Source organism: Nocardioides okcheonensis (assembly GCF_020991065.1).
GTDB lineage: Bacteria > Actinomycetota > Actinomycetes > Propionibacteriales > Nocardioidaceae > Nocardioides > Nocardioides okcheonensis.
The window spans coordinates 4431096-4455196 of the sequence record NZ_CP087710.1 but is presented as its reverse complement, the minus strand read 5'-3'; the positions used below and the strand labels follow the sequence as shown (position 1 = coordinate 4455196).

General features: G+C 74.2%; 26 protein-coding genes. 19 read left to right on the top strand and 7 right to left on the bottom strand.

Going from position 1 to position 24101, the window contains the following annotated elements; genetic code table 11:
* Window positions 1-3 precede the first annotated feature (3 nt).
* The 9 genes from LN652_RS21745 (at window position 4) to LN652_RS21705 (ending at window position 11667) form a co-directional block, all read left to right on the top strand.
* Window positions 4-3399, top strand: a complete 3396-nt coding sequence (locus LN652_RS21745; protein WP_230442661.1) for an error-prone DNA polymerase — start codon at window positions 4-6, stop codon at window positions 3397-3399.
* Between the two features lie 35 nt (window positions 3400-3434).
* Window positions 3435-4076, top strand: a complete 642-nt coding sequence (locus LN652_RS21740) for a TetR/AcrR family transcriptional regulator (protein ID WP_230442660.1) — start codon at window positions 3435-3437, stop codon at window positions 4074-4076.
* Window positions 4076-5071 carry an NADP-dependent oxidoreductase gene (locus tag LN652_RS21735; RefSeq protein WP_230442659.1) on the top strand — a complete coding sequence of 332 codons (996 nt, stop codon included), beginning with the start codon at window positions 4076-4078 and terminating at the stop codon, window positions 5069-5071. Before LN652_RS21740 ends, LN652_RS21735 begins: the two co-directional genes overlap by 1 nt.
* Complete coding sequence (locus LN652_RS21730; RefSeq protein ID WP_230442658.1) at window positions 5068-5910, top strand: SDR family oxidoreductase; 843 nt, start codon at window positions 5068-5070, stop codon at window positions 5908-5910. Before LN652_RS21735 ends, LN652_RS21730 begins: the two co-directional genes overlap by 4 nt.
* Before the next feature lie 9 nt (window positions 5911-5919).
* The gene (locus LN652_RS21725; protein ID WP_230442657.1) at window positions 5920-6813 is read left to right on the top strand and encodes an alpha/beta fold hydrolase; all 894 of its coding nucleotides are present in this window, start codon (window positions 5920-5922) and stop codon (window positions 6811-6813) included.
* The gene (locus LN652_RS21720) at window positions 6810-8273 is read left to right on the top strand and encodes a protein adenylyltransferase SelO (protein WP_230442656.1); all 1464 of its coding nucleotides are present in this window, start codon (window positions 6810-6812) and stop codon (window positions 8271-8273) included. Before LN652_RS21725 ends, LN652_RS21720 begins: the two co-directional genes overlap by 4 nt.
* A 61-nt stretch (window positions 8274-8334) precedes the next feature.
* Window positions 8335-9900: a peptide chain release factor 3 gene (locus LN652_RS21715; protein WP_230442655.1), complete on the top strand. Its 1566-nt coding sequence runs from the start codon at window positions 8335-8337 to the stop codon at window positions 9898-9900.
* Window positions 9901-9985: 85 nt separating this feature from the next.
* The gene (locus LN652_RS21710) at window positions 9986-10993 is read left to right on the top strand and encodes a permease (protein WP_230442654.1); all 1008 of its coding nucleotides are present in this window, start codon (window positions 9986-9988) and stop codon (window positions 10991-10993) included.
* On the top strand, window positions 10981-11667 hold the full coding sequence (locus LN652_RS21705; protein WP_230442653.1) for a TIGR03943 family putative permease subunit: 687 nt from the start codon (window positions 10981-10983) through the stop codon (window positions 11665-11667). The genes LN652_RS21710 and LN652_RS21705 overlap by 13 nt, the downstream gene beginning before the upstream one ends.
* Here LN652_RS21705 and LN652_RS21700 read toward each other — a convergent pair.
* Together LN652_RS21700 and LN652_RS21695 are read right to left on the bottom strand one after the other, a co-directional pair.
* On the bottom strand, window positions 11664-12830 hold the full coding sequence (locus LN652_RS21700; RefSeq protein ID WP_230442652.1) for a YibE/F family protein: 1167 nt from the start codon (window positions 12828-12830) through the stop codon (window positions 11664-11666). The genes LN652_RS21705 and LN652_RS21700 overlap by 4 nt on opposite strands.
* A 106-nt stretch (window positions 12831-12936) precedes the next feature.
* Window positions 12937-13212 carry an HU family DNA-binding protein gene (locus tag LN652_RS21695; RefSeq protein ID WP_211732232.1) on the bottom strand — a complete coding sequence of 92 codons (276 nt, stop codon included), beginning with the start codon at window positions 13210-13212 and terminating at the stop codon, window positions 12937-12939.
* 159 nt (window positions 13213-13371) lie between these two features.
* On the opposite strand from LN652_RS21695, the gene LN652_RS21690 reads away from it, so the two are divergent.
* On the top strand, window positions 13372-13791 hold the full coding sequence (locus tag LN652_RS21690) for a Fur family transcriptional regulator (protein WP_230442651.1): 420 nt from the start codon (window positions 13372-13374) through the stop codon (window positions 13789-13791).
* 18 nt (window positions 13792-13809) lie between these two features.
* Here the strand turns inward: LN652_RS21690 and LN652_RS21685 are convergent, their stop codons facing one another.
* Complete coding sequence (locus LN652_RS21685; RefSeq protein ID WP_230442650.1) at window positions 13810-14301, bottom strand: hypothetical protein; 492 nt, start codon at window positions 14299-14301, stop codon at window positions 13810-13812.
* Window positions 14302-14418: 117 nt separating this feature from the next.
* On the opposite strand from LN652_RS21685, the gene LN652_RS21680 reads away from it, so the two are divergent.
* The 9 genes from LN652_RS21680 to LN652_RS21640 all read left to right on the top strand — a co-directional run bounded on the left by LN652_RS21680 (window position 14419) and on the right by LN652_RS21640 (window position 18611).
* The gene (locus tag LN652_RS21680; protein WP_230442649.1) at window positions 14419-14673 is read left to right on the top strand and encodes a type B 50S ribosomal protein L31; all 255 of its coding nucleotides are present in this window, start codon (window positions 14419-14421) and stop codon (window positions 14671-14673) included.
* A complete protein-coding gene (locus LN652_RS21675; RefSeq protein WP_230442648.1) occupies window positions 14670-15743 on the top strand; it encodes a CobW family GTP-binding protein in 1074 nt (357 codons plus the stop codon). The genes LN652_RS21680 and LN652_RS21675 overlap by 4 nt, the downstream gene beginning before the upstream one ends.
* Before the next feature lie 41 nt (window positions 15744-15784).
* Window positions 15785-15985, top strand: coding sequence for a 50S ribosomal protein L32 (gene rpmF / locus LN652_RS21670; protein WP_230442647.1), 201 nt, complete (start codon window positions 15785-15787; stop codon window positions 15983-15985).
* On the top strand, window positions 15982-16104 hold the full coding sequence (gene ykgO / locus LN652_RS21665; RefSeq protein ID WP_230442646.1) for a type B 50S ribosomal protein L36: 123 nt from the start codon (window positions 15982-15984) through the stop codon (window positions 16102-16104). The genes rpmF and ykgO overlap by 4 nt, the downstream gene beginning before the upstream one ends.
* Window positions 16105-16141: 37 nt before the next feature.
* Entirely contained in the window at window positions 16142-16378 is a 237-nt protein-coding gene (gene rpmB, locus LN652_RS21660; protein ID WP_230442645.1) for a 50S ribosomal protein L28, read from the top strand.
* Window positions 16378-16548 carry a 50S ribosomal protein L33 gene (gene rpmG, locus LN652_RS21655; protein WP_230442644.1) on the top strand — a complete coding sequence of 57 codons (171 nt, stop codon included), beginning with the start codon at window positions 16378-16380 and terminating at the stop codon, window positions 16546-16548. Before rpmB ends, rpmG begins: the two co-directional genes overlap by 1 nt.
* On the top strand, window positions 16548-16850 hold the full coding sequence (gene rpsN, locus LN652_RS21650) for a 30S ribosomal protein S14 (RefSeq protein ID WP_230442643.1): 303 nt from the start codon (window positions 16548-16550) through the stop codon (window positions 16848-16850). The genes rpmG and rpsN overlap by 1 nt, the downstream gene beginning before the upstream one ends.
* Before the next feature lie 121 nt (window positions 16851-16971).
* Window positions 16972-18231: an MFS transporter gene (locus LN652_RS21645; RefSeq protein ID WP_230442642.1), complete on the top strand. Its 1260-nt coding sequence runs from the start codon at window positions 16972-16974 to the stop codon at window positions 18229-18231.
* A 122-nt stretch (window positions 18232-18353) separates the two neighbouring features.
* Complete coding sequence (locus tag LN652_RS21640) at window positions 18354-18611, top strand: hypothetical protein (protein WP_230442641.1); 258 nt, start codon at window positions 18354-18356, stop codon at window positions 18609-18611.
* Window positions 18612-18617: 6 nt separating this feature from the next.
* Here the strand turns inward: LN652_RS21640 and LN652_RS21635 are convergent, their stop codons facing one another.
* From LN652_RS21635 to LN652_RS21620, 4 genes are all read right to left on the bottom strand, one after another.
* On the bottom strand, window positions 18618-19841 hold the full coding sequence (locus tag LN652_RS21635) for a glycoside hydrolase family 16 protein (RefSeq protein WP_230442640.1): 1224 nt from the start codon (window positions 19839-19841) through the stop codon (window positions 18618-18620).
* A 51-nt stretch (window positions 19842-19892) separates the two neighbouring features.
* The gene (locus LN652_RS21630; protein ID WP_230442639.1) at window positions 19893-21707 is read right to left on the bottom strand and encodes an ATP-binding protein; all 1815 of its coding nucleotides are present in this window, start codon (window positions 21705-21707) and stop codon (window positions 19893-19895) included.
* Window positions 21704-22117 carry a response regulator gene (locus tag LN652_RS21625; RefSeq protein WP_230442638.1) on the bottom strand — a complete coding sequence of 138 codons (414 nt, stop codon included), beginning with the start codon at window positions 22115-22117 and terminating at the stop codon, window positions 21704-21706. Before LN652_RS21625 ends, LN652_RS21630 begins: the two co-directional genes overlap by 4 nt.
* A gap of 156 nt (window positions 22118-22273) precedes the next feature.
* Complete coding sequence (locus LN652_RS21620; RefSeq protein WP_230442637.1) at window positions 22274-24082, bottom strand: sensor histidine kinase; 1809 nt, start codon at window positions 24080-24082, stop codon at window positions 22274-22276.
* Window positions 24083-24101 lie beyond the last annotated feature (19 nt).

Here is a 24101-nt window from a genome sequence, read left to right as displayed (position 1 = left end):
TAAATGGGCTGGAACAACCCCGCCATGCACTGGAAGGAGCTCGAGCGCCGGCTCAGCGGGCTCCCCGGCGCCGACGACGCCCCCGTCTCGCGGCGCAAGCGCCCGGCCGTCGAGCCCGTCCGCGTCGAGCGTCCCGCACGGGTCACCCCCTACGCCGAGCTGCACTGCCACAGCCACTTCAGCTTCCTCGACGGCGCGAGCTCGCCGGCCGAGCTGGTCGAGGAGGCGGTCCGGCTCGGCCTGCACGCGCTCGCGATCACCGACCACGACGGGTTCTACGGTGCGCCGATGCTCGCCGAGGCCGCGGCGGCCCACGACCTGCCGACGGTCTTCGGCGCCGAGCTGTCGCTGGGGCTCGGGGGCCCGCAGAACGGCGTGCCCGACCCCGAGGGCAGCCATCTGCTGGTGCTGGCGCGCGGGGTCGAGGGCTACCACCGGCTCGCGGCCGCGATGACCGACGCCCACCTGCGCGGCGACGAGAAGGGCCGCCCGGTCTACGACCTCGACGAGCTCGGCGCGCAGGGGCGCGGCCACTGGGTGGTGCTGACCGGCTGCCGCAAGGGCCTGGTGCCGCAGGCGCTGGCCGCGGGCGGCGACGGCGCGGCCTCGGAGGCGCTCGACCGGCTCACCTCGCTGTTCGGCCTGCGCGACGTGCTCGTCGAGCTCTCGCCGCGCCCCGGCGCCGACGCCACCAACGACGCCCTGGCCCGCCTCGCCGGCGTCCACGGCCTCGACCTGGTCGCGGCCGGCAACGTCCACCACGCCACCCCCCAGCGGCACCGCCTCGCCTCCGCGATGGCCGCCGTCCGGGCCAGGCGCAGCCTCGCCGACATGGACGGCTGGCTCGACCTGGGCGGCTCCGCCCACCTGCGCAGCGGCGCCGAGACCGCGGCGGCCCTGGCGGCCCACCCCGACGCGGTGACCCGCAGCGTCACCCTCGCCGACGAGCTGACCTTCGACCTGCGCAAGGCCTCGCCCGCCCTGCCCAAGCGGCAGATCCCGGAGGGGCACACGGCCGACACGTGGCTGCGGGTGCTGGCCGAGCGGGGCTTCGCCGAGCGCTACGCCGGGGTGCCCCACGAGGCCGAGGCCCGCGCGCGGCTCGAGCACGAGCTGCGGGTCATCGCCGAGAAGGACTTCGCCGGCTACTTCGTGATCGTCCACGACATCGTCGCGTTCGCCCGCGAGCGGCGGATCCTGTGCCAGGGCCGTGGGTCCGCCGCGAGCTCCGCGGTCTGCTACGCCCTCGGCATCACCGCCGTCGACGCGGTCTTCTACCGGCTGCCGTTCGAGCGCTTCATCTCCGCCCACCGCGACGAGGAGCCCGACATCGACGTCGACTTCGACTCCGACCGGCGCGAGGAGGTGATCCAGTGGGTCTACGACACCTACGGACGCCGCAACGCAGCCCAGGTCGCCAACGTCATCGCCTACCGCCCGCGGATGGCGGTGCGCGACGCCGCCAAGGCGCTCGGCTTCTCCCCCGGCCAGCAGGACGCCTGGTCCAAGCAGGTCGACGGGTGGCGGTCGGTCGTGACCGGAGACGCGGGCGACCCGTCCGCCCACGACGTCCCGGCACCGGTCGTCGCGCTCGCCGAGGAGCTGATGGGCGCGCCGCGCCACCTCGGCATCCACTCCGGCGGCATGGTGCTCACCGAGCGGCCGATCGGCGAGGTCTGCCCGATCGAGCGCGCCCGGATGGAGCGCCGCACGGTGCTGCAGTGGGACAAGGACGCCTGCGAGTCGATGGGGCTGGTGAAGTTCGACCTGCTCGGGCTCGGGATGCTCGGCGCGCTCGACCACATGATGCGCCTGGTCGCCGAGCACCTCGGCGAGGAGTGGGACCTCGCCTCGATGCCCAAGGAGGAGCCGGCCGTCTACGACATGCTGTGCCGCGCCGACTCGATCGGCGTCTTCCAGGTCGAGAGCCGCGCCCAGATCGGCACCCTCCCCCGGCTGCGACCGCGCGAGTTCTACGACCTCGCCATCGAGATCGCGCTGATCCGACCCGGCCCGATCCAGGGCGGCGCGGTCCACCCCTACGTCCGTCGCGCCACCGGCCAGGAGCCGGTGACCTACGACCACCCCGAGCTGGTGCCGGTCCTCGAGCGCACCAAGGGGGTGCCGCTGTTCCAGGAGCAGCTGATGGCGATGGCCGTCACCCTCGGCGACTGCAGCCGCGACGACGCCGACCTGCTGCGCCGGGCGATGGGCTCCAAGCGCGGGGTGGAGCGGATCGAGTCGGTCAAGCAGAAGCTCTACGCCGGCATGGAGCGGCGCGGCATCACCGGCGACCTCGCCGACTCGATCTACGTCAAGATCCTGTCCTTCGCCAACTTCGGCTTCGCCGAGTCGCACGCGCTGTCGTTCGCCCTGCTGGTCTACGCCTCCTCCTGGTTCAAGCTCCACTACCCCGCCGCGTTCCTCGCCGGGCTGCTGCGCAACCAGCCGATGGGGTTCTACTCCCCGCAGTCGCTGGTCGGCGACGCGCGCCGCCACGGCGTCGAGGTGCGCCGTCCCGACGTCACCCGGTCGGCCGCCCAGGCCGACCTCGAGCCGCTGGTCGTCGGGCCGGCTCGGGCGGGCGGGCTGGACTCGTGCTGCCTCCCGCGGTTCGAGCGGGTCGAGTGGGTGCCCGGCACCCCCGACCCGGTCCCGGCGCACCGCCGCGACGGCGGCCACGCCGTACGCCTCGGGCTCGACTCGGTGCGCGGCATCGGCCTCGACGTGGCGCGGCGGGTCGTGGCGGCCCGCGAGGAGGCACCGTTCACCGGGATCACCGACCTGTCCCGGCGCGCCGGGCTGACCTCCACCCAGCTCGAGGCGCTGGCCACGGCGGGCGCCTTCGACGCCTGGGGGCTGCAGCGGCGCGAGGCGCTCTGGGCGGCCGGCTTCGCCGAGGGCGCCGACCACCTCCCCGGGGTCACGCCCTCCCCCGCCGCCCCGACGCTGCCCGGCATGAGCGAGCCGGAGATCACGCTGGCCGACCTCTGGGCCACCGGCATCTCGCCCGAGCGGCACCCCGTCGAGCACCTGCGCGACCAGCTGCGCAGCGCGGGGGTGCGCTCGGTCGCCGAGCTCGCCACCGCCGAGTCCGGACGTCGCGTCCACGTCGGCGGGCTGGTCACCCACCGCCAGCGCCCCGGCACCGCGATGGGCGTCACCTTCCTCAACCTCGAGGACGAGACCGGGATGCTCAACGTGGTGTGCTCCGTCGGGGTGATGAAGGCCCACCGCCACGCCGCCCGCAACCGGGTCGCGGTGGTGATCCGTGGCCGGCTCGAGCGCAACGAGGGCGTCACCAACCTCGTCGCCGACCGGGTCGAGCCGATCGACGTGGTCGTGCCCGGCGCCGGCGCGGTGCTGCAGGCGCGGGCGTCCTCGCGCGACTTCCGGTGAGCGTTCGACCTTGATTGGATTATGACCGTAATGCTATGGTCCTCGACACCACCGAGGAGAGGCACGACATGGCGAGGTACGGACCCGACCACAAGCGCGAGACGCGGCGACGCCTGCTGGACACGGCGAGCCGACGCTTCAAGACCGACGGCTTCGACGGCTCCGGGATCGCGACCCTGGTCTCCGACGCGGGACTGACCAACGGCGCCTTCTACGGGCACTTCGCGTCGAAGGACGCGCTGATCGCCGAGGTCCTGGCCGAGCAGCTGGCCCACCAGGCCGAGCAGCTGGAGTCCGCCCCGGCCGGACACGACTCCCTCGCCGCCTTCATCGGCGACTACCTGTCCCCCGCCCACCGTGACGACCGCGCCGGCGGCTGTCCGTCCGCTGCCCTGCTCGACGAGGTGGGGCGCGAGGCCCTCGCCGCTCGCGAGGCCTACACCACCGGGGCGGCACGGCTCGTGGCGGCGGTCGCAGGCCACGTCGCGGCCGCGGTGGACGTGCCCGCCGACGAGGCGACCTCCCGCGCGATCGGCGTGCTGAGCCTCCTGGTCGGCGCGCTTCAGAGCGCTCGGGCCGTCACCGACCCGACGCTGTCCGAGCACGTCCTGGCCGCCGCGCGCACCCACGCGCTGAGCCTCGCCACCGCTCCCGCACCGACGCCCGAGGCCTCGTGATGAGGGCCTTCGCCGTCACCGCCTACGGGCCCGACGGCCTCCGGGAGATCGACGCGCCGCGACCCACCCTCGGCGCCGGTGACGTGCGCGTCGAGGTCCGGGCCGCCAGCATCAACCCGCTCGACATGCTGGTCCGCAACGGCGAGTTCAAGCTGCTCATCCCCTACGACCGCCCGTTCGTGCTCGGCCACGACCTCGCCGGGGTCGTCACCGAGGTGGGCGCCGGCGTCACCGGGTTCGCGGTCGGGGATGAGGTCTGGTCCCGACCGCGCGACGGACGCATCGGCGCCTTCGCCGAGGAGGTGGCGATCGACGCCGCCGACGTCGCCCTCAAACCGGCGGCGCTGACCTTCGCGGAGGCGGCCGCCGTGCCGCTGGTCGCCCTCGCCGCGTGGCAGGCACTCGTGGAGCTCGCGGGCGTCTCGGCGGGTGACCGGGTCCTGGTCCACGCAGGCGCCGGCGGCCTCGGCGCCACCGCCGTCCAGCTCGCGAAGCACCTGGGCGCCCACGTCGCCACCACCGCCCACACCCGCGACCTCGACCTGGTGCGCGACCTGGGTGCCGACGTGGCGATCGACTTCACCGCCCAGTCCTTCACCGAGGTGGTGTCGGGCTACGACGTGGTGCTCGACTCGCTCGGGCCCGCGAGCCTCGAGAAGTCGCTGACCGTCCTGAAGCCGGGCGGGCTGGCGATCAGCGTGGTCGGACCTCCCGACCCAGCCTTCGCCCGGCAGCTCGGCAAGCCGCTGCTCGCACCGGTGATGGCGGTGCTCAGCCACCGGGTCCGCCGCCGCGCGAAGAAGCTCGGGGTCCGCTACTCCGCCTTCTTCATGCGCGCCGACGGCGCGCGACTCGCGGCGCTGGCCGGCCTCTACGACGACGGCACGCTGCGGCCCGTCCTCGACCGCACCGCCTTCGGCTTCGACGACACCCTCGCGGCCGTGGCGCACGTCGAGCAGGGCAAGGCGCGCGGCAAGGTCGTGGTGACCCGATGACCGGCCCCGGCCCGCAGCCGTCGGCACTCGTCACCGGGGCCGGCCGCGGCATCGGCCTCGCCCTCACCCGACACCTGAGCGAGCGCGGCTGGACCGTCCATGCCACGGCGCGGTCCGCCGAGGACCTCCGCGCGCTCGGCGCGCTGCCGCACGTCCACCCGGTCCGGCTCGACGTCACCGACAGGGCGGCGGTCGCCGGCCTGCGCGACCAGCTCCCCGCCTCGCTCGACGCGGTGGTCAACAACGCCGGCATCATCGTCCAGGGCCCGGTGGAGACCGTCCCCCTCGACGACCTGGCCCGGCAGCTCGACGTCAACGTCACCTCGCAGGTCGGCGTCGTCCAGGCGGTCCTGCCGCTGCTGCGCGAGTCGCGTGGCCGGATCGTGTTCATGTCGTCGGTCAGCGGACGGGTCACGCTCCCCGGCACCGGCGCCTACAGCGCGTCGAAGTACGCCCTGGAGTCCGTGGCCGACGCCCTGCGGGTGGAGCTGCGTCCCTGGGGGATCCCCGTCTCGCTGATCGAGCCCGGCCCCACCCGGACCGACATGTGGGGCGGCGCGCTCGACGACCACGACCGCATGACGGCCAGCATGAGCGCCGAGCACCGCGAGCTCTACGCCGCGCACCTCGCCGGCACCCGCGCCCTCCAGGGCCGCACCCAGAAGTGCGTGGGCGACCCGGCCAGGGTCGTGCGGGCCGTCGAGAAGGCGCTCACCGCGCGGCACCCGCGTGCCCGCTACCGCTGCGACAACGCCAGCCGCGTCCAGCTCGCCCTCGCAGCGCTCGCACCCACCACCGTGTTCGACGCGGTCCTCGCGTCCGCCACCACCAGGTCCTGAGGAGGACGCATGAGCTCCACCGCAGGACCCGTGACCACGTCGTACGCCCTGGCCCCGACCCGCACCGTCGACGTCGACGGCACGACCTACGCCTACCGCGAGCTCGGCCCACGAGGTGGCGTCCCGGTCGTCTTCCTCGTGCACCTCGCGGCGACGCTCGACAACTGGGACCCGCGGATCATCGACCCGGTGGCCCGGGGGCGCCACGTCATCGCGTTCGACCAGCGCGGCGTCGGTGCGTCGACCGGCCGGGTGGCCCGCACCATCGAGGAGGCCGCCGAGCACGCCCACGAGCTGATCCGGGCGCTGGGCCACGACCGGGTCGACGTCGTGTCGTTCTCGATGGGCGCCATGATCGCGCAGGACCTCGTCCTCGCGCACCCCCACCTGGTGCGCAGGCTGGTGCTCACCGGCACCGGACCGCGAGGTGGCGCCGACATCGACAAGGTCGTCGCCACGACCTACTGGGACATCCTCCGCGCGACCGTGACCAGGTCGGACCCCAAGGAGTTCCTGTTCTTCTCGCGCGACGCGACCGGCAGGAGGGCGGCCAAGGACTTCCTGGCGCGGCTCGCGGAGCGCACCACCGACCGCGACCGCCCCATCACCCTCTCCGCGCTGCGCACCCAGCTGAAGGCGATCCGGGACTACGGACGCTCGGCGCCGTCCGACCTCTCGCGGATCACCCAGCCCACCCTGATCGCCAACGGCGACCACGACCGCATGGTGCCCTCGGTCCTGTCCGCGGACCTGCACCGCCGCATCAACGGCAGCGAGCTGATCATCTACCCCGACGCCGGCCACGGCGCCGTGTTCCAGTTCCACGAGCAGTTCGCGCCGGCGCTGGTGGACTTCCTCGGCCCGGCCGGCGCCGACGACCCCGGCGTATCCTCGAGGGAGTGACCTCCGCACCGGCACCCGCCCTCGTCCTCGACCACCGGTTCGCCCACGAGCTGCCCGAGCTGGCGCTCCCCTGGCAGGCCCGCGAGGCGCCCGACCCGCGACTGCTCGTGCTCGACGACCGGCTCGCGACCGACCTCGGCCTCGACCCCGCCTGGCTGCGCACGTCCGACGGCCTGGGGCTGCTCACCGGCACCCGCCTGCCGGACGGTGCGACCCCGGTGGCGCAGGCCTACTCCGGCCACCAGTTCGGCGGCTGGTCGCCGCGCCTCGGCGACGGCCGCGCCCTGCTGCTCGGCGAGCTGGTGGACGATGCCGGGCGGGTCCGCGACCTGCACCTCAAGGGCTCGGGCCGCACGCCGTTCTCGCGCGGCGGCGACGGGCTCGCCGCGGTCGGCCCGATGCTGCGCGAGCACGTGATCAGCCAGGCGATGCACGCGCTGGGCATCCCCACGACGCGTTCCCTCGCGGTGGTGGCCACCGGTGACGTCGTCCACCGCGAGACGGTGCTGCCCGGCGCGGTCCTCGCCCGGGTGGCCAGCAGCCACCTGCGGGTCGGCACCTTCCAGTACGCCGCCGCGACCGGTGACGTCGACCTGCTGCGCCGCCTCGCCGACCACGCCGTCGCCCGCCACCACCCCGACGCCGCCAGGGCCGAGCAGCCCCACCTCGCGCTCCTCGCGTCCGTGATCGCCGCCCAGGCCTCGCTGGTCGCGCGGTGGATGCTCGTCGGTTTCGTGCACGGGGTGATGAACACCGACAACACCACCATCTCCGGCGAGACCATCGACTACGGCCCCTGCGCGTTCGTGGACGCCTTCGACCCCGCGGCCAGCTTCAGCTCGATCGACACCGAGGGCCGCTACGCCTTCGGCCGGCAGCCGGTGGTGCTGGAGTGGAACCTCGCCCGCTTCGCCGAGACCCTCCTCCCGCTCCTCGCCGACGACCAGGACGCCGCCGTCGCCCTCGCCGTGGCCGAGCTCGAGCGGTTCCGCCCGCTCTACTCCGCCGCCTGGACGCGGGGCATGCGGTCCAAGCTGGGGCTGCCCGACACCGTGGCCGACGACGTCGTGTCGACCTTGGCCAACGACCTCCTCGGCCTGCTCGCCGAGCACCACGTCGACCACACGTCGTTCTTCCGTCGGCTCGGCTCCGCGGCCCGCGGCGACGCCGAGCCCGCACGGAGCCTGGTCCTCGACCTCGCCGGCTTCGACGCCTGGGCGGCCCGCTGGCTCGCGCTGTCCCCCGACGCCGCCGTGATGGACCGGACCAACCCGGTCTACGTCCCGCGCAACCACCTCGTCGAGGAGGCGCTCGACGCCGCGACCGACGGCGACCTCAACCCGCTCGGACGGCTCGTCGACGCCGTCACGGCGCCGTTCGACGAGCGCCCCGGCCTCGAGGCGTACGCGGAGCCCGCGCCCGCCTCCTTCGGGGCGTACCGCACGTTCTGCGGCACCTGAGCCACCTCGCACGGTGGCCGCCGAAGCGGGGTTGTGGCCGCCCGGCCGGTAGATTCGGGCGGTGCCCGACACCCGCCCCCGCCGTACGTTCGCCGTCATCAGCCACCCCGACGCGGGCAAGTCGACCCTCACCGAGGCGCTCGCCCTGCACGCCCGGGTGATCACCGAGGCCGGCGCGGTGCACGGCAAGGGCGACCGGCGCGCGACCGTGTCGGACTGGATGGCGATGGAGAAGGCGCGCGGCATCTCGATCACCTCCGCGGCCCTGCAGTTCGTGCACCAGGACCACGTCATCAACCTCGTCGACACCCCCGGCCACAGCGACTTCTCCGAGGACACCTACCGGGTGCTGTCCGCGGTCGACTCGGCCGTGATGCTCGTCGACGCCGGCAAGGGGCTCGAGCCGCAGACCCTCAAGCTGTTCAAGGTCTGCGCGCTGCGCGGCATCCCCGTGATGACGGTCATCAACAAGTGGGACCGCCCCGGCCTGTCGGCCCTCGAGCTGATGGACCTGATCCAGGAGAAGATCGGCCTGCGGCCGACCCCGCTCACCTGGCCGGTCGGCGAGGCCGGCGACTTCCGCGGGGTCATCGACCGCCGGACCGGCGAGTTCGTGAAGTACACCCGCACCGCGGGCGGCGCGACCCGGGCGCCCGAGCGGCGGATGGCCGCATCGGAGGTCGAGGAGGCCGACGCCCTGGCCTGGGCCACCGCGGTCGAGGAGCACGAGCTGCTCGAGCTCGACGAGGCCGACCACGACCAGGAGCGGTTCCTCGCGGGCGAGACCACCCCGGTCATGTTCGCCTCGGCGCTGCAGAACTTCGGCGTCGCGCAGCTGCTCGACCTGCTGCTCGACATCGCGCCCGACCCCGGCCCGACCGCCGGCGTCGACGGCACCGTGCGCGACGTCGACGACCCGTTCAGCGCGTTCGTCTTCAAGGTGCAGTCGGGCATGAACAACGCCCACCGCGACCGGCTGGCCTACGCGCGCGTCGTCTCGGGGACCTTCGAGCGCGGCATGGTGGTCAACCACGCCGCGACCGGCAAGCCGTTCGCCACCAAGTTCGCCCAGTCGGTCTTCGGGCGCGACACCGCAGCGGTGGAGACCGCCCAGCCCGGCGACATCATCGGCTTCGTCAACGCGCAGGCGCTCCGCGTCGGGGACACGGTCCACGTCGGGGACCGGATCGAGTTCCCGCCGGTCCCGAGCTTCGCGCCCGAGCACTTCGTGACCGCCAGCGCCGGCGACATCGGCCGCTACAAGCAGTTCCGGCGCGGGATCGAGCAGCTCGACCAGGAGGGCGTGGTCCAGGTGCTGCGCTCGGACCTGCGCGGCGACCAGAACCCCGTCCTGGCGGCCGTCGGCCCGATGCAGTTCGAGGTCGTCGAGGACCGGATGACCCACGAGTTCAACTCGCCGATCCGGTTCTCCCGCCTCGACTACCAGGTGGCCCGGCGCACCGACGCGGCCGGCGCGGCCGTCCTGGCCGGCAAGCGCGGCGTCGAGGTGCTCGAGCGCAGCGACGGCACCCGCCTCGCGCTGTTCGTCGACCAGTGGCGCGCGATGGTCACCGCCCGCGACAACCCCGACATCATGCTCGAGGCGCTGCCCGCCGGGGGCGCCTGAGCCGCGACGCGCGGCCGCGCCAATCGACATCGATTATCGAGATCGTTTACGGTCGTCCGGTGATCCCGGACCCGAGGCCCGCGTCGTGAGCGGCACCACCCATCCACCCGATGCCGGCACCGCTCCGGCAGGATCCGGGGGCCGCGCAGCGTCGCTGCAGGTCTACGTCGTCCTCGGCGGGCTGGTCTCCCTCGTCCTCGTCCAGCAGTGGCTGGTCGACCGCCTCGACCACCCGGCCGTCGCGACCTGGAGCACCATCTTCGTCGCCATCGTGGTGCAGTCGGTCCCGTTCCTCGTGGGCGGCGTGCTGCTCGCCGCGGTGATCGCGACGCTGCTCTCGGAGCGCACCCTGCGGCGGATGGTGCCCTCGAACCCCTCCCTCGGCGTGCCCGTCGCCGGCCTGGCCGGCGTCGCCCTGCCGGGGTGCGAGTGCGCGTCGGTGCCGGTGGCGAGCAGCCTGATGGGTCGCGGCATCGCCCCGTCGGTCGCGCTCACCTTCCTGCTCGCCGCCCCGGCGATCAACCCGGTCGTGCTGGTGTCCACCGCGGTCGCGTTCCCCGGCCGCCCGGAGGTCGTGCTGGCGCGGTTCCTCGCCTCGCTGCTCACCGCGGTCGCGGTCGGCTGGCTCTGGCTGCGCTTCGCCGGACGGGTGCCGATGCTCCACCGGTCCCGCCCGCACGACCACGGCGGTGGCACCGTGGGGACGTTCTTCGCCAACGTCCGCCACGACTTCCTCCACGCGGCGGGGTTCCTGGTCATGGGCGCCATGCTCGCCGCGGCCATCAACACCTTCGTGCCGCGCGCGATCATCGACAGCGTCGCCGGCAACGCCGTGCTCGCGGTCCTCACGCTCGCCGCGTTCGCCTTCGTCGTCGCCCTCTGCTCGGAGGCCGACGCCTTCGTCGCGGCGAGCCTGAGCGCGTTCTCCGACACCGCCAAGCTGGTCTTCATGGTGGTCGGCCCGGCGATGGACGTGAAGCTCGCGTCGATGGAGTCCGGGCAGTTCGGCGGGGCGTTCGCCGTCCGCTTCGTGCCGCTCGTCCTCGTCACTGCCGTCCTCTCCGCCAGCGCGATCGGCTGGTGGCTGCTGTGACCCGCGCGACGCAGACCCTGCTGCTGACCGTCACCGGCGTCGTCCTGCTCCGGATGGCGATCGGCGACACGTACCTCAACTACGTCAACGCGTGGATGCGCTGGCCGCTGGTCGCCTCCGGCGCCCTGCTGGTCGTCCTCGGCGTGCTGGAGCTCTGGCACGGCGACGACGAGCAGGACACCTCCCACGTGCCGCGGGCCGCGTGGCTGCTGTTCGCGCCCTCTCTGGTCTTCTTCCTCGTCGCTCCCCCGGCCCTGGGCGCCTACTTCGCCGACCGCGCCGAGACCGCAGCCGTCGAGGTGCCGGAGGCGGGCGCCGCCGACCTGCCACCCCTGCCGGACGGCGACCCCGTGCTGCTCCAGCTCGACGAGGTGCTCATGCGCGCGTTCTTCGACGACGGCGCCACCCTCGCGGGACGACGCATCGAGGTCACCGGCTTCGTCAGCCACGACGACTCGGGCTGGTACGTCACGCAGTTCTCGATGAGCTGCTGTGCGGCGGACGCGTTCGTCATGCGCGTCGAGGCCTCCGGCGCCGACGCCCCTCCCGACGACCAGTGGGTCTCGGTCGTCGGCACCCACGTCCCCGGCACCGGCATGGACGGCGAGGGCGTGCCGGAGATCAGCGTGGAGGCGGTCGAGGAGACGGACGCGCCGCGCAACCAGTACCGCTAGCCGGCGACCGCGAGCTCGCCGTCCGCCGCCTCGCGGGTGGCCACGAGCGCCGCCAGCCCGGTCGTCACGGGGACGGCCGCGACGAGACCGATGGTCGCGACCGCGCTGCGCACGATCTCCTGGGCGATGACCTGGTCGGTCAGCACGCCTCCCCACGAGCTGTCGGCCGACACCACCAGGATCAGCAGCGGCAGCGACGATCCCGCGTAGGCGAGGATGACCGTGTTGACCACCGACGCGACGTGGGAGCGCCCGACGCGGCTGCCGGCGCGGTAGGCCTCGCGCGCGGACAGGCGAGGGTTGGCGCGCACCAGCTCCTCGACCGTCACGGCCTGGGTGACCGTGATGTCGTCGAGCACCCCCAGCGTGCCGATCACGATGCCGGCCAGCAGCAGGCCCTGGGTGTTGACCTGCCCGGACGTGCCGACGGAGGCGGACAGGTCGTCGGTGACCCCGGTCAGGTGCAGCGCCGTCACGGCCAGCGCCGACAGGACCCCGGTGAGCGCCAGGCTCGCCAGCGTGCCCAGGACCGCGACCGAGATCGCCGCACCGGTCCCGTGGGTGAGGTAGAGGACCGTCACCATGATGACCGCCGAGCCGACGATCGCGACCACGACCGGGGACTCGCCGGCGAGGATCGCTGGCACCACGAACAGCAGCAGGACGGCGAACGTGACGCCGAGCCCCGCCAGCGCGGTGAGCCCCTTCCAGCGCCCGAAGGCGACCAGGGCGAGCACGAAGGCGGCGGCGACGACCCACAACCCGGCGGCGCGCTGCTGGTCGACGATCGAGTAGACGTCTCCGTCCGGCGTGCTGCTGCGGATCATCACCACGTCGTCGCCGACGTCCACCTCCGGAGCGCCCACCCCGTTGGGCAGCGGGGCGGTGAGGGAGCGTCCGTCGTCGGCCTCCACCCGCGCGGCCCCGCAGCCGTTGACGTCATCGGGCAGCGGCTCCGGGCACGTGCGTGCCTCGACCGCCACCACCGTCCCGAACACCTCGACCGGGCGCTCCCCCTCGACCGCGGGGGTGCTCGCCGGCCAGAGCAGGACCATCGCGAGCAGCGCGACGAGGCCGAGGGGCCCGACGGCGAGGAGTGCCAGCCGGCGCGACCAGCGCGACGGACGCGACCGGGCGCGTCGGTCGCCGTGGGAGCCACCCATCGATGCCACCTTCGTCCAGCCCCGTCGTGCGCCGCGATGATACCCGGACGCGACGGAGGGGGCGTCGCGGACGACGCCCCCTCCGACCACCCGAGGGTGGAGCGACTCAGCCGTTCAGCGCGGTCTTCAGCGCGGTGGCGGGCTTGAAGCCGGCGCTGCGGGACGCGGCGATCTCCATGGTCTCGCCGGTCTGCGGGTTGCGGCCGGTGCGAGCGGCACGCTCGCGCACGTCGAAGGTGCCGAAGCCCGGGACGGCGACCTTGTCGCCGGCCTCGAGGGCCGACGCGACGGCGCCGAAGACGGCGTCGAGCGCCTTCTCCGCGTCGGACTTGGACAGGTCGGTCTTCTCGGCGACGGCGTCGACGAGCTCACGCTTGTTCATGCTCTCTCCTTGTTCGAAGTCATGGGGTGACGGTTCCTCAACCTAGCGACCTCCCCTGACGGGCCGGGGCACCCCCCGCCCCGGGACGGCGGCGCGCCGCCGCACCACCCCGCGCGTCGAGCGCCGTCGCTGTCCCGCTGCGGCAGGTAGATTGGGGCCATGCCGACGACCGAGACGACCCCCCGGGCCTTCGGCGAGAAGGGGCGCCGCGACACCCGCCAGCGACGCGCGCTGCGCGAGCACCTGGCCGCGAACGACTCCTTCACCAGCGCCCAGCAGGTCTACGACGACCTGCGCGCCGGGGGCGACAAGGTCGGCCTCGCCACCGTCTACCGGACGCTGCAGGCGATGGCCGACGCCGGCGAGGTCGACACGCTGCGTGCCGACGACGGCGAGACCCTGTTCCGCAAGTGCGGCCCTCGCCACCACCACCACCTCGTCTGCCGCAGCTGCAGCCGCACGGTCGAGGTCGACGGCCCGAGCGTCGAGCGCTGGGCCACCGAGGCCGCCGAGGACCACGGCTTCACCGACGTGACCCACGTCGTCGAGCTGTTCGGCCTCTGCCCCGACTGCCGCTGACCCGGTCCCCGCGACCCGTCAGGCCGGGCAGAACTGCGCGAGGTAGGCGCTGAACGCCGCGTCGCCGCCGGTCACGGGCGCAGCGGGCGCACCGATGGCCGCCGGGTCGAGCTCGAGACCGATCGAGTCGTAGACCCCGCCGAGCAGCGTGTCGTAGCCGCTGCGCGCCACGAGGGACATCCCCTGCGGCACGCCGGCCGCCACGAGGTCGTCGGCCGCCGCCCGCAGCGGCGCCGGGTCACCGCCGTCGCCCGTGGCGACGAACTCGCCCTGGACCTCCGCCAACCGACGGAAGCCGTCGCAGAACGCTTCGTCGGAGGTCGTCGCCGGAGGCGTGGCGGACGACGCGGACGGCGGGGCCTCGGAGGAGTCCGTCACCGTCGGGGCGACGCCCGCGCGCGCGTCGTCGTCGCTCCCTGCGGGCCGCAGCCACAGCACGAGTGCGACCGCCAGCACCACCAGGCCCAGGCCCACCGCGCGTGAGCTCCGTCCGGCCCGCGGATGGACCACGACCCCACCACCTCTCCTCGTCGCAGCACATCCTCGCACCGCCACCGCGCGACCCGGCACGCGTGGCGACGACCGCTGCGGTATAGTTGAGAACGATTCTCGTTCTAAGGAGTTGGAGTGAAGCAGGACATCCACCCGCCCTACGGCCCCGTGGCCTTCCGTGACCGGTCGACGGGTCACCTCGTGGTGACCCGCTCGACCCTCGTCGCCCGCGAGGGTGCCGAGCAGGTCGAGGTCGACGGGGTGACCTACCCGGTCGTCGACGTCGACGTCACCAGCGACAGCCACCCGTTCTGGACCGGCACCGCGCGCACGCTCGACAGCGAGGGCCGCGTCGAGAAGTTCCGGCGCCGCTACGGGGCCGCCCGATGAGGACCCGTCTGCTGGTGGTGACCGGCGTCGAGCCGGTCGCGATGGACTCCACGCTGATGACCCTGGCGTGGGACCTGCCGAGCGCCGTGTCCGTGCGACACCGCATCGACCCGCACTCGCAGGTCCTGACCCGGACCGTCAGCGACGTCAGCGGCGTCCTCGAGCAGGAGCAGGTCCAGCTCGAGCACGCCTGCGTCAGCTGCGCCCTGCGCGAGGACGTCCTGCCGACGCTCGACCGGCTGGCGCGCGACCCGCGCTGGTCGAGCATCGTCGCCGGTCTCCCCCTCGGCACCGAGGCGCAGCAGCTCGCGCACGCGCTGGGCAGCGACACCCGCCTGGCGCGCCACCTCCAGCTCAGCAGTGTCGTCGCCGCCGTCGGGGCGACCGACACCGTCGGCGACCTGCTGGGCGACGCCCTCCTGCGCGAGCGCGACGCGCACTCGAACCCCCACGACGACCGCGGGGTCGGGGAGGTCGCCTGCGCCCAGCTCGAGCTCGCCGACCACGTCGTGCTCGAGGCCGACCCGGGTCCGGAGGCGCTCGACCTCGTCCGCGCGATCGCCCGCCCGGGCGTCCCGGTGGTCACCGACGTCGCAGCCCTCGACGTGGGTGAGATCGCGACCGGGCGCCACCACCACGTCCTGGCCCGGACCTGGTGCGACCCCGAGCTCGACGCCCCGGTGCCCGACCTCGGGGAGAGCCGCGCCTGGCGCCTCGACCTGCGCTCTGCCCGGCCCTTCCACCCGGACCGGCTGCTCGATCGCATCGAGGACCTCGGCAGCGGGCCCTTCCGCTCGCGCGGCACCTTCTGGGTCCCGACCCGGCCCGGCGACAGGCTCGAGTGGTCGGGCGCCGGCGGCCAGCTCAGCATCGGCGGCTACAGCCCCTGGGGTCGACGCACCCCGGTGACCCGGCTGCTCTACACCGGTCTCGGCACGCCGCCGCGCGACCTGCGTGCCGCCTTCGACGACGTCCTCGTCACCCCGACCGAAGGCGTCGAGCAGCAGCGCTGGGACGTCGTCGAGGACGGCCTCGAGCCCTGGCTCGGCGACATCCGCGACGTCGCCTGACCCCGCCCACCATCAACCACCAGCAGTCCTCGGAGGACACCATGGCCGTACCCAAGCGACGCACGTCGCGCAGCAACACCCGACACCGGCGCGCGCAGTGGAAGGCGACGCCGCCCGACCTCGTGCCGATCACGGTCGACGGGACGGTGCGCCACGTGCCGCGCCGCCTCGTGCGGGCCGTCGAGCGCGGCCTCGTCGACGTCTCCACCGCGTCGCCCCGCTCCCCCCGGGAGACCCGATGAAGGTCCGCAACTCCATCCGCTCGGTCAAGAAGCAGCCCGGCTCGCAGGTCGTGCGCCGACGCGGGCGCACGTACGTCATCAACAAGCGCAACCCCCGGCTCAAGACCCGCCAGGGCTGAGCGACCCCGACACGACACGCACCAGAGAGAGGAACCCGTGTCCCGCACCTGCCAGGTCACCGGCGCCACCCCCGGCTTCGGTCACCACGTCTCCCACTCGCACCGTCGCACCAAGCGCCGCTTCGACGTCAACGTCCAGTCCAAGCGCTACTGGGTGCCCAGCCTGCGCCGCCACGTCACGCTCACGCTGAGCGCCCGCGGCATCAAGACCGTCGACCAGCGCGGGATCGAGGCCGTCGTCGCCGACATCCGCGCGCGGGGAGGGAGGCTCTGATGGCCGCCCGCGGCAACCACCTGCGGCCCAAGGTGAAGCTCCGCTCCACCGCCGGCACCGGCTACACCTACGTCACCACCAAGAACCGGCGCACCACCCCAGACCGGATCGTGCTGCGCAAGTACGACCCGCGCGTGCGCCGCCACGTCGACTTCCGGGAGGAACGCTGATGGCCAGGAAGTCGAAGATCGTCGCCAACGAGCGCCGCAAGCAGGTCGTCGCCCGCCATGCCGAGCGGCGGACCGCGCTGAAGGAACAGGTGCGCACGGCCGCCACCGTCGAGGAGCGCGACGCGGCCGTCCGGGCGCTGGCGCGGCTCCCCCGCGACGCCAGCCCGGTCCGCGTCCGCAACCGTGACCAGGTCGACGGTCGCCCACGCGGCCACCTCCGCAAGGCCGGGGTCTCCCGGATCACCTTCCGCCAGATGGCACACCGAGGCGAGCTGCCGGGCATCACGAAGTCGTCCTGGTGAGACCCGCCCGCCAATTCCCGGGGCGGGGTCGCGGCGCCCTAGGATGAGCGGCAGCAGAGGGTTACACGCGTCCTTGGAGGTGGGTTCGGCGCGTCGTTCCGACGCACCCTGAAGGACCCACGTGACCCCTCTCGCCTCCTACCGCCGACTCCTCGAGCTGGCGGGCCCGACCTACGTCCTCGTCGCCTTCGTCGGGCGCCTCCCGCTGGCCATGAGCCAGCTCGGCACCCTCCTCCTCGTCTCGACCGCCACCGGCAGCTACGGCCTCGGCGGCCTCAGCGCCGGCGCGCTCGCCGTCGCCAACGCCGTCGGGGCGCCCGTGGCCGGGTCGCTCGCCGACCGGGTCGGCCAGCGCCCGGTCGTCCTCGTGCAGTCGCTGCTCGGCGCCGCCGGGCTCGCCGCCCTCGTCCTGGTCGTCGACCGCGAGGCGGCCGACCTCGCGGTCGTGCTGACCGCCGCCGCGACCGGCCTGGTGCTGCCGCAGGTCGGCCCGCTGGCCCGGGTGCGGTGGCGCCCGCTCACCCGCGCCACCGGCACCCAGCAGCGCCGGCTGGTCGACGCCGCGTTCTCCTACGAGGGTGCGGCCGACGAGGCGTCGTTCGCGATCGGGCCCGCGCTCGTCGGGCTCTCGGTCGCCGCCGCCTCGCCCTCGGGCGCCCTGCTCCTGGCCGCGGTGCTGCTCGCGGTCTTCGGCTCGGCGTTCGCGCTCGACCCCTCGGCCCGCCTCACCCACGGCCAGGACCACCCGGTCGGCGGTCGCGGACGTCTCGTCGGCGCCGCGTTCGTCGTCCTCGTCGCGGCCCAGCTCACCATCGGGATGCTGTTCGGGGCCACCCAGACCGGCGCGACCGTGCTGGCCACGGACGCCGGACGCCCCGGTGCCGCCGGGCTCGTGCACGCCACGCTCGGCGTGGGCAGCGCGATCGCCGGCCTGGCGACCGCGTACGTGCCCGAGCGGTTCCCCCACCAGCGACGCGCGCTCGTGGCGGCCTGCGCGCTGCTGGTCCTGTCGCTCCCGCTGCTGCTGGTCGGGTCGCTGCTGGCTGCCGCCGGGACCGTGCTGCTGCTCGGCTTCGCGGTCGCGCCCTACATGATCGCAGTGTTCTCGCTGGCCGAGCGGGTCGTGCCGCTCGCCCGGGTCGGCGCCGCGATGACCATGCTGGCCAGCGCCACCGGGCTGGGCTACGCGCTGGGCTCGAGCCTCGCCGGCCGGCTCGCCGACCAGTCCGGCGCGACCGCGGCCTTCTGCGTGACGGTCGGCGCGACCGTGCTCGCCGTCGTGCTGATGTCGACCCAGCAGCGCCGACTCGACCGTGCGACGCCGCAGGGAGCGGCCCCGCTCGAGGCGGAGGTCCCGGCCGCCGCGACCCCGGTCGGCTGAGCCCCGACGCGCACCCGGCTCGGGTCGAATCCGAGCGGCGGCGCGGCGCGCCGGGGTAGGTTGGCGGTGTCCGCGACGCTGAGGCACCGTGCCGCCGCCCCGCCGGGCAGGTCGGAACACGCATGGAACGGGCTGGACCCCTCAACGGCGAGACTGGTCGTGACCACCTCGCCGCGCTGCTCGCCGACGTGCACCACGCGCGCCACCGGCTCGACGGGGCCCGCAACGGTGCGCGGGCCGCCGACCTGCAGGTGCTGCGCCAGGCGCTGCTGCAGACGCTCGAGGCCTACGCAGGGGCGCTCGCCGACGCCGGCGCCCCGCTGCCCTACCGCCTGCGCGACGAGATCGGCCTGCTCAAGGGGCTCGGCGGGCGCGGCTGAGGCGCCTCACGACGGGTCGGGGGCGTCGGTCTCCCAGACCCGGACCCAGTCGACCTCCAGGTGCTGGGGCAGGTGTCGCTCGCGGATCTTCGGCAGCTCGTAGTCGGCCGAGATCAGGCTGAGGATCGGGAACTGGTCGACGTCGGAGACGCCGCGCCGCATCCGTCCGGTCTCCCGGCCGTCGATCCGGAACACCAGCAGCCGCGGACGCCACTCCACCGAGAACACGTGGAAGCCGCGCGACCAGCCGTCGCGCGGTCCGCCCAGGAACGACGCCTGGTCGCGGACCCAGCCGCCGGTGCTCACCCGGCGGCGCCCCTCGTAGCGGTGCATGAAGGTCGCCAGCCCGCCCTGGGGGTGGTGGTCGCCGAAGTACTCGACCACGTCGATCTCGCTGCCTGCCGCGCCGGGGTACATCCCGCTCGCGGGCTGCAGCCAGAACGCCCCGTGCTGCCCGCGGAGCCGGTGGAAGCGGACGCGGGCGGCCGCGACGCCGTAGCGGAACGCGTAGCGGCCCTCGGTCCCGATGTGGCCGTTGAGGCGGTACGCGTAGCTGCCGCGCGCCTGCTGGCGGTCCCGGCCGCGGATCCGGCACCGACCCGTGGCGTCGGGGTCGACCAGCACGCTCAGCCGGACCGTGCCGCCCTCCACCCGGACCGCCGCGGGGTCGCCCTTGGCGCACGAGCGGCGGCTGCCCGGGACCACCTCGGGGCTGCGGGTGCTCCACGCCCCTCCGAGCGAGGTCCCGGTGAACTCGTCGCCGAACGACGGCCGGAGCCAGCGCTGGGTGCTCACCGGGCGGCTGGACAGGCCGCGCAGCCCACGGCTGGCCAGCACCCGGACCCGGTAGGTCAGCGGCTGGCCGCCGGCCGACGTCGCGGCGGCCATCTCCACGCGCCCGCGCGCGTCCTGGCGCCGGGTCGCGAGGGTGGTCCAGGTGCCGTCCCGGAGCACCTGCAGCCGCACCCGGCGCCCCTCACGTGCGGGACGGACCGTGGCGACCAGCGGCGACCGGGCGGCGTCCGCGTCGGCCGGCACGCGGCCGCGCTGCACGACCGGGGGCAGCACCTCCAGCCGCACCCGCTGGTGCGGCGTGGCCTGCAGCGACGAGCTCGGCGGGGGCTCCTCGCCGCCGCCCTCTGCGTACGACGTCGGGGGCGACACGGCGCCCGCTCCGAGCACGGCGACGAGCAGCGGCAGGGTCAGACGGGCGATCAGGCGGGGAGGCACGGCTGTGGGACGCGCCCCGCCCCGCTTCGGTTGTCGCGGACGGGGCGCGGGTCAGCAGGCGCCGGCCCGGACCGTCTCGAGCCGCTCGGATCCTGCCTGCACGGGCACGGCGGGGGCCGCCGGGTCGGGATCGCCGACGACCAGCGGGAGCTCGGCGACGAACTCGCTGCCGACCGCGAGCTCGCTGCGCACGCGCAGCGAGCCGCCCATCAGCGTGACGAGCTGGTGCGCGATCGCAAGGCCGAGCCCGCTGCCGCCGTGGCGCCGCGTGGTGGTCCCGTCGACCTGCTCGAAGACCGAGAAGATCGAGTCGAGCCGGTCGCGGGCGATGCCGATGCCCGTGTCGGACACCACCACCTCGACCCAGACCGTCGCGCCCCGCAGCGCCGGCTCGTTGTCGGAGCGACGCAGGTCGAGCCGCACCCGTCCCGCGTCGGTGAACTTCAGCGCGTTGTCGAGCAGGTTGCCCGCGACCTGCATCAGGCGGGCGGGGTCGCCGACGACCGCGCGCGGCACGTCGGGACCGATGTGGAGGTCGAGGTCGACCCGGGCGAACCTGGCCCGCGCCCGGTTGGCCTCGGCGAGCTCGGCGGCGAGGGCGTGCAGGTCGAAGGGGACCGCCGCCAGCTCGACGTGGCCCGCCTCCATGCGGGAGAAGTCGAGGATGTCCTCCACCAGCGACTGCAGCAGGCCGCCGGCCCGGCGCATCCGGTGGACGAGGTCACGCTGTGCCTGGGTGAGCGGGGTGTCCTCGAGCATCTCGGCGCAGGCCAGGACCGTGGTCAGGGGCGTGCGCAGCTCGTGGCTCATCGTCGCGACGAACATGGACTTGGCCCGCGACGCCGCCAGCGCCTCGTCGCGCGCCACCTCGAGGTCGCGCAGGACGTCCTGCTCGGCGCGCATCAGGCGGTAGGTGCGGACGAACGCGAGCGTGATCAGCACGGTGGAGCTGACGGCCAGCAGGTACGGGTGGCCCTCGCCCTGCAGCGAGTCCGACAGCACCTCGAGCGCGGGCGGGACGAACAGCGGCAGCACGCCGACGGCGAGGGGCGCCAGCCAGGCGCGCCCGGAGGTCTCGTCCGGCTCCTCGGCCGTGCCGGCCTCCCCGAGCCAGGCCGTGCGGGCCATCAGCACGACCGCGACCATCCAGCTGGCGCCGGCGGCGACGTAGCCGCCCTCCGAGGGCGCGTGGATGTAGATGATGTTGGTGGTCAGCCAGAAGCCGACGCCGATCGCGAAGCCGGGCCCGAGCATGCGACGCGCCCGCGGCACGATCATCGCCATCAGCACGAGGGCCAGCAGCACCGCCTGGAGCAGCGGGTAGGCCGCCCACACCAGCCGTACGTGGGCCGGCGCCGCCGTGGCGTTGACGAAGCGTCCGATCGCGAGGGTCCAGGTGACCAGGACACCGACCGCCACCACGGTGGTCCCGTCGATCGCCAGGGAGAGCCCGCCGCGCCGGTCCACCCCGGAACGCACCAGCACCACGAGCAGCGCCACGCAGAGCACGACGTAGCTCGCGAGCCACGCCGGGTCGGCGACGGACAGGTCGGTCGTGGCGCCGCCGGCGTCGAAGATCTTGCACAGCACGTCGCCCAGGACGGCCAGCCCGACCCCCGTGGCGATCAGGCCGGGGACCAGCCGCCGTCCGCGGGGGGCGCTCACCGTCGCGACCACCGCAGAGCCGGTGTTGAAGACGAGGACGCCGAGGTAGACGGCGTAGTGGACCAGGGTGCGCCCGTCGAGGACGTAGACCGTGATCGCGCCGACCAGCATCAGCGCCGCGAAGGTGTCGACCGCACGGGTGTGGCCCAGGACGAGGCGACGGACGCCGGACGGCGTGGCGACCCGGGAGAGCGTCGTCATGCCGACCGCTCGAGGTCCGTGCCGCTGGCGAGCGGCGCGCAGTGCCCGGTCTCCAGCAGCGACTGCACGTGGGCGTCGAGGTCACGCAGCGCGAAGGGCTTGGTGAGGTAGCCGGTCGCTCCGGCGGCGAAGGCGCCCGCGCGGGTCTCCGGGTCGGCGTGGGCGGTGACCATGAGGATCGGCGTGTCGGCCAGGTGGACCAGCTCACGCAGGCGGGCGCACAGCTCGCCGCCGTTCATCGCCGGCATGCTCCAGTCGAGCAGCGCGAGGTCGACGTCCGCGGTGCTCGCGTGCGCGAGGGCAGCGCCCGGGTCGCCCACGCTGGTCACGCGGTGGCCGAGCCGGCGCACCCGCATCGCGATCAGCTCGCGGATGTCGTCGTCGTCGTCGACGACCATCACGTCAGCCATGTCGTCCCGCCCTCTCCGTCGATTCCGTGGCGTGGGTCGGGTTCGCACGCTGCGAACCATCGCCTCTCTTGACATCAAGAGTAGGAATCATCGGCCGCCGTGGTTGAAGGTCGAAGGACGGGAGGACCTGTGTCCGCATCATCTGGCCCGACCGGGTCATCGGCCGGACGCGACCGGGCCAGCCGTCCCGGCAAGGGTCCCGGACGCGTCGTCGCGCACGACCTGCAGGCGCACGGTCGCGACGAACTCGCTGCCGCGGCCCGGCTCGCTGGTGACCGTGATGGTGCCGCCCATCAGGGCGGCGAGCTGGCCGCAGATCGCCAGGCCCAGGCCGGTGCCGCCGTGCCGCCGGGTGCTCGACCCGTCGACCTGCTCGAAGGCGCCGAACACCGCCGCGAGGCGGTCGGGCGGGATGCCGATGCCGGTGTCGCGCACGACGACCTGCACCGCCACCTCGGAGTCGTCGCGGGCCTCGACGGCAGCGTCGCCCGGTGCGCGGCGCACCTCGAGCGTCAGGCAGCCCTCGTCGGTGAACTTCAGTGCGTTGTCGAGCAGGTTGCCCGCGATCTGCTGGAGCCGGCCGGGGTCGCCCCGGACCAGGCGCGGCAGCCCGGGATCGACCAGCGCCTCGAAGGCGAGGCCCACCTCGGCCGCCCGGGCGCAGTAGGAGTGGGCGAGCTCGCCGGCGACGGCCGGCAGGTCGAAGGGGACCGTGGAGAGCTCGAGGTGGCCCGCCTCGATCCGGGAGAAGTCGAGGATGTCCTCGACGAGGGTGTGCAGCAGTCCGCCCGACCGGCGCATCCGGCGCTGCAGGTCCTGCTGGTCCTCGTCGAGGTCCACGTCGTCGAGCATCTCCGCGGTGGCGAGGACGGTCGTCAGGGGGGTCCGGATCTCGTGGCTCATGGTCGCGACGAAGGCCGACTTGGCCCTCGACGCCGCCAGCGCCTCGTCGCGGGCACGCTCGAGCTCGGCCCGTGCGTGCTGCTCGGCGATCATCAGCCGGGCGGTGCGGATGAACGCCAGCGCCACGAGGACGGCCGACGACAGTCCGAACATCACGGGCGACTCGGCGCGCCCGCGCAGGTCTGCGACGACCTCGACGGTCGGCGGCACGAACAGGGGGACCACCGCGATCGCCAGCCCGACGAGCCAGCCGTTCGACGACCGGGTGTCGGCCTGGGCGCCGAGGACGGGGCGCCAGCTCCACGCCGCGCGCGCGAGCAGCACCGGGGCCACCATCCAGGCGGCGTCCATCGTCTCCTTGCCCACGCCGTGGGGGTCGACGAGGTAGAGCACGTCCGAGGCCAGCCAGAGCAGCACGCCGACCCCGAAGGCGGCGTCGATCGCCGAACGGGCGCGCGAGCTCAGCAGGACGCGAACCACGAGCGCCAGCAGCAGCGCGTCGGCGACCGGGTAGGCCAACCAGACGGCCCGGACGTAGGACGGCGCGTCCTCGTCCACGGTCCGGCCGAAGCTGACGCTCCAGAGGACCAGGACGCTGACCACCACGATGGTCGCGGCGTCGATCATGAAGGTCGCCTCGACCCGCCGGCCGGGACCGCTCCGACCGATCACCACCCACATCGCCGCGGAGAGGGCCAGGAACCCGGCCAGCCGGGGCGGGTGGTCGACCGGGACGGCGGGCGAGACGCCGGCGGCGTCGAGGACCTGCCACACCACGTCGCCCGCGGCGGCGAGCGACACCCCGGCGGCGACCAGGGTGGGCACCAGCCGCTCGCCGTGCGGCGCTGTGCGGGCCCCGAGGCAGGCCGCGACGGCCGCGAACAGGATGGGGACGAGGTAGGCGGTGCGGTGCAGCAGCGACTCCGGGGTGACCGCGTGGACCGTCAGGGACACGACGACCAGCGCCGCCACCATCAGGTCGACGGCGAGGAAGCGGCGCAGGACGACGCCCCGGACCTCCTCGAGGGTGTGCGGCACGGACAGCGTGGTCGGCACGGGCATGGGGACCCCCCGGTCGGTC